Below are 12,146 nucleotides of genomic sequence, written 5' to 3'. Positions count from 1 at the left end.
CAGAAAACGGCAGCAAGATCGAGGCTAGCCAGCGGAGGCATTGTCGGCGGCCCGCCCTGCCTGCTCCAAAGCATAGGCTTTGAAGCGCTCCAAGTCCGCTTGAATCGTGCTCTCCACCACTTTGCCCACAAACAGGCCGTCCAAGATTTTGCCGAGGAGCCCCGGGATCTTGTAGGCCACCGACAGCTTGACAATAGTACTGCCCTTGCGATCGTAAAACCGCAGTGCCCCCCGATTGGGAAGCCCCTCCACCGATTGCCAGCCGATGTGCTGATGCTTCACCACCGTATGGGTGCGGGAGATCCAACTGAAGGTGAGGCCGCGCGTATCCAGTGTCCACCGCGACAGCTCCTGATCCAGCAGCTCCACCGAGCGGATCCACTTCATCCAGCGCGGCATGAGGGCGAGGTTGGCCCACAGCTCCCACACCTGCTCGATAGGAACCGGGACCTCCACCTGACAGGTGTGCTCTAACCAATCCGACTCTGACATAGGGCCTCCCACACGACATCCGGCAGAGATGAGGGAGCATCCTACGGCTTGACCACAAAGCCTCTAGGAGGGATCCCTGCCTTTACAAAATTTTATATCGACCTAAGATAACAATATCAGCTCAGCCGAGTTTGGGGCTTTGCGCTTTGGAGCAGCTCCAACCTCTCTCCAGGCAAGTTGCAGCTGATGCCCATGAGAGAGATGCAGAAGGCAGGTATCATGGTTGCCATCTGCAAGCTCCACTTGCATCGGCTCGGTGCGTCCACTTGTTTGACTCGACGGAACGATCTCACCATGATTTCCCAGTGGAAGCAGCATCTCAAGAACTACTTCGTGGCGGGGTTGCTGGTGGTGATCCCGTTGGCAACCACCATTTGGCTGACGGTGGAAGTGGCCACCTGGAGCATTGGCTTTTTGACCAGCATTCCCAAGCAGTTTAATCCCATCCAGGGGCTGCACCCGATTTTGATCAACCTCATCGATCTGGCGGTGGGCTTGCTGACGCCAATCCTGCTCATTTTGTTGATTGGCTTCATGGCCCGCAACATTGTTGGCCAGTGGCTGCTCAACCTAAGCGAGCAGTTGCTCCACGCCATCCCGATAGCGGGGCTGGTCTACAAAACCCTGAAGCAATTGGTTAGCGTTTTGTTTGCCCCCAACAACCAGCGCTTTCGACGGGTAGTGCTGGTGGAATATCCTCGGCCTGGGGTTTGGGCGTTAGCTTTTGTAACGGGCGTCATTCAAACTCCCATTCGACCGGATGGGCCGCAGCGCTCCCTCAGCCTGTTCGTGCCCACCACGCCCAACCCAACCACCGGCTGGTACGCCATCGTGCCGGAAGACCAGGTGGTGGAGGTGTTCATGCCGGTGGAGGATGCTTTTAAGATGCTCATCTCCGGCGGGATCGTGACCCCCGAGACCTTTGAGGCGGGTCTCAAACGGCGCGAAGGGGCTCTGGCGGTAACCATGCCCAGCCTGCGGGAGTTGGTGGAGCAGGAGCGGGCGGCAGCATCCACTAGGGCCGACTCAACGGCTGCCGAGGTGGGCTTTGAGGCTTCCTAGTTGGCCGCTTCCTCTGCTGGCAGGCCGGGCTGCCAGAGCTGGTATTCTTTGGCCTGCTCCAGGCGCACGTAGAAGGGCTGCATCTGCCGATCCAAGGCTTCCGCCTGCTCCGGGGGGAAAGCTTTCCAGGCGGCGCGGCTGGCCCAGCGGAGGATGAGGTGGACAAGTTCGCGATCCTCTACATCCAGCCAGACTTCTTTGCCCAAAAAGCCCGGCTGTTGGCGCAGGGCTGGCCCCCAAACCTGCTCGTCTTGTAGGATAAAGGCCCTCTGGCCACCGGGAGGAACGCGGAAGCAGAGGTGCTCGATGGCGATGGGCTGGTCTGACATTGGCAAAGGTTGGCTCTTGGCTGGCTAGGAGGCGGACGAAGGGTTGATCAGCCGCTGCAGGGTGGGAATGAAGTCGGGGTAGGAGATGCGGGCACAGTCGGCCCCTCGAAGGGTGGTGGATCCCTGGGCGGCCAGGGCAGCTACCATCAAGCTCATGGCGATGCGGTGGTCGGCGTGGCTATCCACCTCGGCCCCCTGCAGAGGGATCCCCCCTTTGATTTCCAGGCCGTCGGGATATTCGGTGACCTGGGCCCCCATCCGGCTGAGTTCCTGGGCGATGGCCGCCAAACGGTCGCTCTCTTTAACCCGCAATTCCGCCGCATCGCGAATGACCGTAGTCCCCTCGGCAAAGGCTGCCGCCACCGCCAAAACCGGGATCTCATCGATGAGGGTGGGAATGAGATCGCCGGCAATGCTGCAACCCCGCAAACGGGCCGAGCGCACGCGCAGATCCCCCAGAGGCTCGCCGGCCACCTCCCGCCGCTTCTCAACCTGAATATCGGCCCCCATCTCCTGCAACACCTGCAGCACACCGGTGCGCGTGGGGTTGAGACCCACATCCTGTAGCAGCAATTCGCTCTCGGGCACAATCGAGGCGGCCACCAGCCAGAAGGCTGCCGAGCTGATGTCCCCTGGCACCTGCACCGTCTGGCCCACTAGGCGGGATCCCCCCACCACCGCCACGGTTTTTGCCGCCACATCGACAGAGATCTCGGCGCCAAAGGCCCGCAACATCCGCTCCGAGTGGTCGCGGGAAAGGGCCGGCTCTGTAACCTGAGTAGTGCCTTCTGCCAACAGGCCCGCCAGCAGCAGGCAGGACTTGACCTGGGCCGAGGCCACGGGCGAGTGGTAGTGGATCCCCTTTAGGGATCCCCCCTGCACAGCCAGAGGTGCCAGGTTGCCCCCGGCCCGTCCCCAGATGTTGGCCCCCATCTGCCGCAGCGGCTCCACCACCCGTCCCATGGGCCGCGAGCGCAGGGAGCGATCCCCAGTGACAGCAAAAAAGCGACCCGCCTGGCCAGCCAGGATCCCCAACATCAGGCGCAGGGTGGTGCCGGAATTGCCGGCATCCAACACCTCTGCCGGCTCCTGCAGGCGATCCAAGCCCACCCCCTGGATGCGGACGCACTCGCTGTTGAGCTCTGGGATATCGGCCCCCAGGGCCCGAAAACAGGCTGCCGTACTGCGGGGATCCTCCCCCAACGACAGGCCGTGAATGACGGTTTCCCCTTCCGCCAGGGATCCCAGCATCAGGGCGCGGTGGGAGATGGACTTATCGCCTGGAATGCTCACTTGACCGCGCAGGCCGCGGGCGGGCGAGAGCGTCAGGATGTCGGCAGAAGAAGCGGTGGTCAGCACAGCAGCCGTAACACCAAACTAAAGAACAGACAAAGGCAAGAGCAGTCTTAATCATACGTTAGGCTGGAACCTGCCCTGCTCTTGCCGGCGGTCGGCCTTGCACCCAGATGATCCTGAACCACTGGAAGACAGCCCGTCTTTTGACGGCAGCCGACCCTATCCTCGAGGATGAGCTTAACAACATGGATTCCTCGGTCGGGGCCTGGCCTCGGCCTTTTTTTTGCAAGCCCTTACGTTGTGAATGCTAGCGTTTGATGGTACTAGAGTTGTCTACCGATCCTGCAATAGGTAAAGCTAGGAGCGGGGAAAGAATCAAAGCCACCCCCTGCGCCTATGGACTTGGCAAGAGCTGAGCTTGGGGAAATGCTTCTGTACCACCACGAGTCCGTTTTGACGGAGGCAGTGGTGGCCTACCTGCAACCCCAGCAGGGCGGCGCGTTTTTGGACGTGACGTTGGGAGGCGGTGGGCACAGCTTGGCGCTGCTGCAGAGGGGAGCGGATCGCGTGGTGGGGCTGGATCGCGATCCGACGGCTCTGCAGGCGGCCCAGGCGCGTCTGGCCGCAGCCGGGATCCCCGGCAATCGCCTCCAACTCTGGCACCTCAACTTTGCCGATTTCGACCTGCAGCGGCACGGCTTTCGGGATGAGCGAGGGCAGGGGATCCCTTTCGATGGCATCGTAGCCGACCTCGGGGTGAGCTCGCCCCAACTGGACTGCCCCGAGCGGGGCTTTAGCTTTCGCGCCGAGGGGCCGCTCGATATGCGCATGGATCCCACTGCCGATCAGGAAACGGCTGCCGACTGGGTCAACCGCCGCCCCGTCGAGGACTTGATCGACATTTTCGTTCGCTATGGCGAGGAGCGCTTTGCCCGCCGCATCGCCCACCACATCGAACGCTCCCGCCCCCTTTTCACCACCACCCAACTGGCCCACGTAGTCTGGCAGGCGGTGCCGCCGGCGGCAAGACGGGGCCGCATCCACCCGGCCACGCGGATCTTTCAGGCCCTGCGCATTGCCGTGAACCGAGAACTGGAAGCCCTGGAAACCCTGCTGGCCCAGGCTCCCAATTGGCTAAAACCCGGCGGCAGGTTGGCCGTGATCAGCTTTCATAGCCTGGAAGATCGCCTGGTGAAATGGGCCTTTCGTACGGATCCCCGCTGGCAGGTGCTCACCCCCAAACCCCTGTGCCCTTCCGAGCTGGAGCAGCAACGCAATTCCCGCGCCCGCTCCGCCAAACTGCGAGTGGCTGCCCGCAGCAGCTAAGTTGCCGCCCTGCCCCCCTGGAGGCCCTCTGAGGTGCGTGGAGATCGGATAGAGTGGGGCCCAGTTGGCAGCAATTTCTTGGTGTGGGTGAGGTGCAAACCCCTATGGTCAGCCAGCCTTTGAACGCGAGCCGTGGCCGCAGTTTTCTCCCTGTCCAGCGCAAAACCGCGACCTTGGCCCCTCGTTCCCATCTAAGGACTACCCCGCCCCTCCCCGCCGGCAAAGTCAGAACCCGTCGCCCCCAACCCTCGAAATCAGCCTATCCCCATAGCCGGGATCCCGCCTGGAGAGAGCACCTGATCTGGTGGAAGCAGATCTCCACGGGCATGGCCATCGTCTCGGGGTTGTCAGTGCTGAGTGTGTACAGTTGGACGGTGCATACCCAAAGCCGATGGAGCCAGCGCTACCAAGTGTGGCAGCAGATGCAGCGCAACGAACGACAGTTTCTCCTCACCCAAGAGTCCATCGCCAATTCCTTGCGGGAAATCGCCGATCGCTCCGACATGGTGCCTCTGGTACCGGAGCGGATGATCGAGGTGCCAATTGCCCTCCCCAGCACGGCTTCTGGGCAGGGGCAGAGCAAAGCCAAGCCTCTGGAGGCATCCGAGCAAGCCCCTCCTTTTTACCCGGTTGGATACTAATCCAAAGGCTCTAGGCGGTAGCGGCTGAGCCAGTGATCCAAGTGCACCTCCTCCTCATCCAGGAGTTGGGCGTTGATCAGACCCCGCTTGAAGGCAAGGCGAATGGCGCGGGCCCGCAAGCTAAAAGTTGTGCCCCACTCCTCGCTCTCAATTTGGTCGTTGCTCACCTCAAGCTTGTCGTAGAGATTGCGCAGACGATTGGTCACCCCTCGCCGCGACAAAAACCGCCGTGCGGCAATAGCTTGATCGGTGAGGCCGAGGGCAATATCGATCAACACCTCGTACTCAGCATCGCTGAGGCCGGTAATTTTGTTTTGCGAACGGGAATCGACCCCCCGCACCTCCCGATCGATCACGCATTGCTCATCCTGCACCACGGCCTGGATGGCACTGACCAATTTTTCGTCGGTGCAATTCTTCAGGAGATAGCCGTAGACAGTTTGCGGCGGCACGATCTTGTGCAGTTCCCGCACATAAACCTCATCGGCAAAGTGGGACCAAAAGATGATGCGCGTACTGGGTTGCTCCGACCAAACTTGTCGAGCCACCTCGATCCCGCTCATCTCGGGCATGCGGATGTCCAACAACAGGAAGTTGGGACGGTGCTGACGGTAGAGCTCCAATGCCTCTCTGCCGTTGGAGGCCATGTACACCGGGCCAAACTGAGGCAGATGCTGCATCAGCAGGCTGTGCACATGTTGGCGGTAAAGGGTGTCATCTTCAGCAAGGAGGGTGCTCACAGGCCTTGATCGCTAGTCGACCTACTCTATATGTTTCCTACCCTAGAAATCTCTGCGAAGGAAGACAAGGCACTAATGAGCAGTGGCAAAGTCGAGCCAGCGATCCCCTACGGCAGCTACAGGTAGCCCCTCAGGACGGTATTTGATTGACCCGGAACTGTTGCCATTCTTGGCGGGTTCGTTGCAGCATCTGTAGCAGCTCCTCCCACCGTTCGCCTTCGATCAGCCGCTCTATTTTCCCCAACTGGACTTGATAGCCACGCAGGGCGGCCAGGAGCGCCTGTCGGTTGTGACGGGCCATCTCCAGCCCCAACTGCGGGATCCCGCCACCGACACGGCTGGTATCTCGGAACCCGCTGCTGGCCAGGGTGCGAGCCAACTCCAGAATGTCGGGATCCTCCTCTTGGCCGACAGCAGCGATCAAGCCGGCGCCGATCATGACCGGCAAATGGCTGATCCAGGCCACCGCCTGGTCGTGGCGTTTCGGATCGGCCAGGACAACTTCTGCACCGACCGCTGTCACCAGTTCTTTCATCGCCTCGATCGCCTGCGGCTGCGTCTGGGGGAGGGGAGTGAGTACATAGGGCCGCCCCAGAAACAAGCTGGCTTCCGCCGCCTGGATGCCCTGCAACGTCTTGCCGGCCATCGGGTGCCCTCCAACAAACAGCGGCCACAATTCCGTTGCCGGAGCAACAATCGGTTGTTTCACCGAGCCGACATCGCTCACCACCGTCTGCGGCGATAGATGGGGCACCAAGGCCGCCAGCGTGACCAATACCTGCTCCAGGGGGGTGCAGATCACCACCACCTGGGGATCGAAATCAGCCAACTGAGCCAAATCGGTTCCACAGCCCTGCAGCGCTCCCCGTTCCAGCACCGCCTGACAGGTGGCCCGATTGCGGCTGATCCCCCAGACGGGATAACCCTCTTCGCTGAGTTTGAGGGCCAGGGATCCGCCGATCAACCCCAACCCGACAATGGCAATGCGCATGGTTTTCCGTATCTATGGTTACTATTAAGTACTCTGAAACGGCTTGGGGCATGGAGAGACGGCCTTTCCGGATCCCTTCCAGATTAAAACCAGATTAAAGCCAGATTAAAGGCTCCATCCCGCCGCGCAAAAAGCATACAGCGGAGGGATCCAGCAGCTAAGATGGAAGGATGAACTGGGTAACCCCCACAACAGTTCGCCCGGATCTTTCATCTCAGGAGGGGACCGTGCTTCATCGTAGGATCTATCAACTCAGCCGCGAAGGCAAGGATGTGTGGATCTACCTGCGCGATCAGGGACGCTGGCTGGAACGAGCCAAGATCCTCGATATCGAAGGGGATACCATCCTGGTTCGCTACGAAACGGAAGACGAAGAGGAGATTTGCTCCTGGGAGGAGATGATTCGTTTGGAGAGCATCGGAGCTGTTGCCCAGCGCCTTTCCTCCATCCCGAAAGGGGTGCTCAGCACCTCGGATTTGCTCATTTCCGAGGATTGTCCTCCTGCTGAGTTACTGCATTCTCCCTCTTCGCCTCGCGCCACAGAGCCCCTCAGCGAAGAGCATGCCGGCAGCGAGCGCCTTGAAGAGTATTACCTGGATCGGGAAACCTCTGCCGTCCGTGACGGCGAAGCGGAGTCTTTGCTGCCCCTGCGCCTGAACGGAGAAGACCTCAAACGGGCGGATCGGGCCCGAAACGATGTGGAAGGCCAGCGGGAGGGCAACCACGACTGAGCCGCAGTCTTCATGGAAAGCGGCAGAAAGGGATCCCTGGGTAGGATCTATTCTAGGAGGGATCCCCTACGGCAGGGACGAATGGTCAAGGGGCCGTAGAACTCCTCCTGGTAAAGCTCAACCTGCGAGCGAGAAGCCATTAGCAATAGCGACCAGAACACCTGAATCGGGTGGGAAGCCCCGCCACTGCCTTTTAGAGCGCTTTCTTGGCAAAAGTATTGCTGCAGGTCGTCAAAGCTGATTTGGGCGAGACCCTGCTGCCAAAGTTGGGCAAGCAGAGATTCCAGCTCGGCGGCGGTCTCTACGAGGTTTTCTGGGTGGGCCAACTGAGCGACTGCTGATAGCGCTTGCTTGCGAGAAACCCGTTGAGCCAGGGGCCTTGAGGCAGGCTCAAGGCGCTGTTCCAGCAAGGTCTCCAGCTCCTGCAGGTGGCCGATTAGTTCTTTGAGGGTGATGGGCCGAGTCCGACTCGGGCGGGGCACGGCCCTGGGTTGCAACACGCGATCCAGTTGGGCCGACGACCAACTCAGCCAGGGATCCTCCTCCACCTGCACCGGGTTGGTCTCCTCACTTTCTTCGTCTTCCGGCTTCGACAGCGCCATCGCCTTGAGATAGACCAACATAGCGGCATGGAGAAAAGCCTGTCCCGACTCCGACAGGTCATGGCTGCTGGCAGTGGGAGCCATACGGGCTAAAAACCGATCGATGACGTCGATAACCTGCACATCCCACGGGTTAATCTCGCCCCGTTCCGCCAAATCGATAAGCAAAGCAATTGCCTCTTCAGTCGGTGAGTAGGCCATAGTGCCCCTAGCCTCTGTCCCTCACTGTAGCCCCCAAGCGGGATCCCGGCCATCTCCAGCCGGATTCAAACCTCCAGCTCAACTTCTCAAGCCAACCGGCTGTGCAGAGGCGGCGCGATCGTGTAAGAATCGTGTAAGATAGTAGTCCAGCTCTAGCAGTTGCTAGAGTGAGAGTAAGGGCGGTTAGCACAGTGGTAGCGCACTTCCTTCACACGGAAGGGGTCACAAGTTCGAATCTTGTACCGCCCATAGGTTTTGACCTTTAGCAGACAGAGCTCCCCCTTCTCCTGCTGGGTGCTGCTTCTGTCTACAGGCTCCCCCGCCTTTGCTGGGGAGCCACCGCTTATCGGCAACGAGGACAGACAGCTTCCTCCCTGCCCTTAGGCAGGTGCTTCAATCGGGGTAGGCTGGGAAGATGCAGGGCTCCCCTGACTATAACCAAAAGCTAGGAGATGCTGCATGAGTCCCTTCACCAACCCTCCTCAATCATTGACTGCCGGCGAGTTTTTATCTCACTTAGAGGAGATAACAGGAGCCTACAAAGTCAAGACGTCTATTATCACCTTTTACAGCAGAATTTGGAGCCAAGCATTCGATCTCAAGTTTTCCAAGGGTCAGTGGGTTTTCGGGTACAGCCCCTACTGGAGAGCGCTTCTGGAAGCCAAGCTCCAAACCAGCGAATACTATCCAATATCTTGCGTTGTCAGGACCTTCACTGACGAAAAACACAAGCGCAAGGCCCCAAATGGCAAAACCGTCTTGATCCCGACCAAAGAGCTAAGGATGTTCTTTCTTCCCGCTCCAGGTCAGGTTATTAAGCTAACTCCAGAGGAATGCTTTGCCTGTCACCATACGGACTCCCAAACAGGAGAGCCACTCCCCCTTGAGCAAGATGTCAAGTTCTTGTAGTGGCGGCAGTGGGAGTTAGAAACTCTGCCGGGGCTGGGGCCATGTAGCTTAACCCCAATCAAGAGCTTGGCTGCAAGCGCAACAGGGATCCGTTGGGGGCATCCGTCAGCAGGTAAAGCAAGCCATCCGGCCCTTGGCGCACATCCCGGATACGGCCAACCGCCCCTTCCAGAAGGCGCTCTTCTGCCACAACGCGATCCCCATCCAGCACCAAGCGCGCCAGGTGTTGCCCGGCCAGCGCTCCCACGAATAGGTTGCCTCGCCATTCGGGGAAAGCCTCTCCTGTGTAGAAAGTCATGCCAGAAGGGGCAATGGAGGGGGTCCAGTGCAGCAGCGGCGAAGCCAATCCAGGAGCTGCCGCCAGTCCTTGACCAACCGGTTCGCCGCTGTACTCCCGACCATGGGTAATCAGGGGCCAGCCGTAGTTGATGCCGGGGGCCAAGATGTTGATCTCGTCCCCACCTTGCGGCCCATGTTCGTGCGTCCAAATGGCTCCTGTATCGGGGTGGCGGGCCATTCCCTGAATGTTGCGGTGGCCGTAGGTAAAAATTTGCGGCAAAGCCCCCGCTTGATTCACGAAAGGATTGTCCGCCGGGATCCCGCCTGTATCCGTAACGCGCAACACCTTGCCAGCAGCATCCCCCAGATCCTGAGCCCGATCCCGCTCGCCGCGGTCGCCGGTGCTGATGTAGAGAAACCCTTCTTCGTCAAAGGCCAGGCGGGAGCCGAAGTGCTGTTGGGCAGGCGTCTTGCGCTCCATGTCAAAGATCACTTCCAGATCCTGGAGTCCCTTCTCCCCCAGGCGGGCCCGCGCCACCCGCGTCCCCCCGCCGCCCGGCCCAGGAGCCGCATAGGACAGGTAAATCCAGCCGTTCTCCGCGTAGTTGGGGTGCAAGGCGATATCCAGCAGCCCTCCCTGGCCGCGGGCAAACACCTCCGGCACCCCGGCAATGGGCTGGGGATCCAACCCCTGCTCGGTAACTCGGCGCAGCCGGCCCGGACGTTCGGTAACCAGGATGGTGCCATCCGGCAGAAAGGCCATTCCCCAGGGATGCTCCAGCCCGCTTGCCAACGTCACCACCCGAAAGCGCTGCTGGCTTTTGGCTCTGGGCAGAGCTTGGGCGTGATCCCCCTGTTGCAGGGACATGACCGTTTCCGGGCTAACCGGGTAGGCCCCCACGGCAGCAGGGACAAATACCCCTCCCAAAAGCAACAAGGAGAGGAGTGGTATCGCCGGGATCCGCATGGCCATTGCCGCCTCGTTTTCGCGATGGATTTTGAGGTCTGAGCTAGCCGATCATTGCTGCTGCTGATACATTCACGCTGAACTCTCCTGAACATGGTTCAGGAAAGAAGCGATCGCATCCTGCCTATCTCTGAGCAGGAAGGCGGTATCCCGCAAAGCCCTGAGGAATACCCCCCGAGCGCTTTCCCCCTTCACTTCCCGGCAACCGTTGCGGTGGACTCAAGGATCAGGGGGAAACTTGGTCTACTATATCCCTCTCAATGACTTTTGCCAAACCGCTTAAAGCTCAGTAAATTCAGCAAAGTTCAGGGTTTTGAGGGTTAGAGGCATGCTCTTCACAAAAAGATGTACCGATGGGAGCAAAGTTGGCTGCGCACAAGAGTGGGGAGCTCCCTGTTCCCTTGCGGCCTTGGGTTAGCCTTGAGGGCGGCGATCTGTCCCCAACCCATGCTGGAACCCGGCGAGATCTTCGGCCAATTCCCCGCCCGCCCACCCCAGCGGCAAACCTGCGGATCCCTGCAGGAACTCCAGATCCATCCCAGAGGGATCCAATTGCTCTGCAGGCAGGGCTGCTGGTCTGTGCAGGTGCTCACCCCTCGTCTGCTGCGGCTGCGCTTTAGCCCCAGCGGCGAGTTCTTGCCCCGCCGCTCTTGGGATGTGGCTCTGGCGGATGAAGAGTGGCCGCCGGCTTTTTTTGAGCTGCAGGAAAGCCCCACCCAAGTTCACCTAGCCACCTCTCAGGTGCAACTGCAGATCGACCGGGATCCCCTCCGCTTTAGCTTTCGCGATCCCCAAGGCCAGGTCTTTTGTGCCGATCTCCCCGCCGGCCTCAGTTGGGGATCCGATGACATCCGCCTGGTCAAATCCCTCCACCCCGCCGAGCGCATCTACGGCCTGGGAGAACGGGCTGGCCTGCTCAACAAGCGGGGCCGGCGCTACAGCCACTGGACCCGCGACTGCTGGGGCTACGACGCCCAGAGCGACAACCTCTATCTGGCCATTCCCTTCGCCCTGGTTCTACGTCCTGGCCTCTCCTACGGCCTTTTTCTGCACTGCACCCACTGGAGCCAGTTCGACCTGGGCCAGGCGGATCCTAAACAGTGGGCCATCGAAGTGCGCGCCCCCGAGCTGGACTACTACCTCATCTACGGCCCCACCCCCGCCCTGGTGCTCCAGACCTACACCCAGCTCACCGGGCGAACCCCCCTGCCTCCTCTCTGGGCCCTCGGCTACCAGCAGTGTCGCTGGAGCTACGCCAGCGCCGCCCAGGTTCTGGCTGTCGCCAAGCAATTTCGCCAGCGCCAGATCCCCTGCGACGCCATCTACCTGGATATTGACTACATGCGCGGCTACCGGGTCTTTACCTGGGATCCCCGCCGTTTCCCTGAACCAGCCCAGCTCATGGCCCAGCTTCACGAAGCCGGCTTCCGAGGGGTAGCCATTGTCGATCCCGGCGTCAAGTTCGATCCCGAAGCTGACTACGCCGTCTTTGACGAGGGCCTGGCCCAGGACTTCTTCATTCGCCGCGCCGATGGCCACCTCTTCCACGGCTATGTTTGGCCGGGCAAAGTCCTCTTTCC

12 protein-coding genes, 1 tRNA gene and 1 pseudogene (1 of these 14 only partly in view) are annotated in these 12,146 nt (G+C 60.4%); 7 read left to right on the top strand and 7 right to left on the bottom strand.

Annotated elements, in window-relative coordinates; all coding sequences use genetic code 11:
- Positions 1 to 24: 24 nt before the first annotated feature.
- On the bottom strand, positions 25 to 492 hold the full coding sequence (locus SYN63AY4M2_RS10090) for an SRPBCC family protein (protein ID WP_011431100.1): 468 nt from the start codon (positions 490 to 492) through the stop codon (positions 25 to 27).
- A gap of 270 nt (positions 493 to 762) precedes the next feature.
- Here SYN63AY4M2_RS10090 and SYN63AY4M2_RS10085 point away from each other — a divergent pair, with 270 nt between their 5' ends.
- Positions 763 to 1,554, top strand: coding sequence for a DUF502 domain-containing protein (locus SYN63AY4M2_RS10085; protein WP_346426055.1), 792 nt, complete (start codon positions 763 to 765; stop codon positions 1,552 to 1,554).
- Here the strand turns inward: SYN63AY4M2_RS10085 and SYN63AY4M2_RS10080 are convergent.
- A complete protein-coding gene (locus tag SYN63AY4M2_RS10080) occupies positions 1,551 to 1,883 on the bottom strand; it encodes a TIGR03792 family protein (protein ID WP_011431102.1) in 333 nt (110 codons plus the stop codon). The two genes, SYN63AY4M2_RS10085 and SYN63AY4M2_RS10080, sit on opposite strands and share 4 nt — an antisense overlap.
- A gap of 24 nt (positions 1,884 to 1,907) precedes the next feature.
- Positions 1,908 to 3,242, bottom strand: coding sequence for a 3-phosphoshikimate 1-carboxyvinyltransferase (gene aroA / locus SYN63AY4M2_RS10075; RefSeq protein WP_011431103.1), 1,335 nt, complete (start codon positions 3,240 to 3,242; stop codon positions 1,908 to 1,910).
- 333 nt (positions 3,243 to 3,575) lie between these two features.
- Between aroA and rsmH the strand changes: the two genes are divergently transcribed.
- Positions 3,576 to 4,505, top strand: coding sequence for a 16S rRNA (cytosine(1402)-N(4))-methyltransferase RsmH (gene rsmH / locus SYN63AY4M2_RS10070; protein WP_011431104.1), 930 nt, complete (start codon positions 3,576 to 3,578; stop codon positions 4,503 to 4,505).
- 104 nt (positions 4,506 to 4,609) lie between these two features.
- Positions 4,610 to 5,146, top strand: a complete 537-nt coding sequence (locus SYN63AY4M2_RS10065; protein WP_011431105.1) for a hypothetical protein — start codon at positions 4,610 to 4,612, stop codon at positions 5,144 to 5,146.
- Here the strand turns inward: SYN63AY4M2_RS10065 and SYN63AY4M2_RS10060 are convergent.
- Positions 5,143 to 5,886, bottom strand: a complete 744-nt coding sequence (locus SYN63AY4M2_RS10060; protein ID WP_099812881.1) for a response regulator transcription factor — start codon at positions 5,884 to 5,886, stop codon at positions 5,143 to 5,145. The two genes, SYN63AY4M2_RS10065 and SYN63AY4M2_RS10060, sit on opposite strands and share 4 nt — an antisense overlap.
- 130 nt (positions 5,887 to 6,016) lie before the next feature.
- The gene (locus SYN63AY4M2_RS10055; RefSeq protein WP_011431107.1) at positions 6,017 to 6,877 is read right to left on the bottom strand and encodes a prephenate/arogenate dehydrogenase; all 861 of its coding nucleotides are present in this window, start codon (positions 6,875 to 6,877) and stop codon (positions 6,017 to 6,019) included.
- Between the two features lie 227 nt (positions 6,878 to 7,104).
- On the opposite strand from SYN63AY4M2_RS10055, the pseudogene SYN63AY4M2_RS14230 reads away from it, so the two are divergent.
- A pseudogene (locus SYN63AY4M2_RS14230) lies at positions 7,105 to 7,395 on the top strand (DUF6679 family protein); the annotation flags it as partial.
- A 260-nt stretch (positions 7,396 to 7,655) separates the two neighbouring features.
- Here SYN63AY4M2_RS14230 and SYN63AY4M2_RS10045 read toward each other — a convergent pair.
- Complete coding sequence (locus SYN63AY4M2_RS10045) at positions 7,656 to 8,411, bottom strand: ScpA family protein (protein ID WP_011431109.1); 756 nt, start codon at positions 8,409 to 8,411, stop codon at positions 7,656 to 7,658.
- A 177-nt stretch (positions 8,412 to 8,588) separates the two neighbouring features.
- Here SYN63AY4M2_RS10045 and SYN63AY4M2_RS10040 point away from each other — a divergent pair.
- Positions 8,589 to 8,660 (top strand) — tRNA-Val (locus SYN63AY4M2_RS10040).
- Between the two features lie 210 nt (positions 8,661 to 8,870).
- Complete coding sequence (locus SYN63AY4M2_RS10035) at positions 8,871 to 9,320, top strand: hypothetical protein (protein ID WP_041438520.1); 450 nt, start codon at positions 8,871 to 8,873, stop codon at positions 9,318 to 9,320.
- A 58-nt stretch (positions 9,321 to 9,378) separates the two neighbouring features.
- On the opposite strand, the gene SYN63AY4M2_RS10030 is transcribed toward SYN63AY4M2_RS10035, so the two are convergent.
- Entirely contained in the window at positions 9,379 to 10,572 is a 1,194-nt protein-coding gene (locus tag SYN63AY4M2_RS10030) for a PQQ-dependent sugar dehydrogenase (protein ID WP_228375286.1), read from the bottom strand.
- Positions 10,573 to 11,013: 441 nt separating this feature from the next.
- Between SYN63AY4M2_RS10030 and SYN63AY4M2_RS10025 the strand changes: the two genes are divergently transcribed.
- A protein-coding gene (locus SYN63AY4M2_RS10025) for a glycoside hydrolase family 31 protein (protein ID WP_240530530.1) crosses the window boundary here: on the top strand, positions 11,014 to 12,146 show its 5' end (the start). It continues 1,237 nt past the right edge of the window; the window shows 1,133 of its 2,370 coding nt (coding positions 1-1,133); its start codon is at positions 11,014 to 11,016; its stop codon lies beyond the right edge, outside the window.

Origin of the sequence: Synechococcus sp. 63AY4M2, assembly GCF_002760475.1 — a bacterium.
Taxonomy (GTDB): Bacteria; Cyanobacteriota; Cyanobacteriia; order Thermostichales; family Thermostichaceae; genus Thermostichus.
This window is presented reverse-complemented; position numbering and strand designations above follow the sequence as displayed.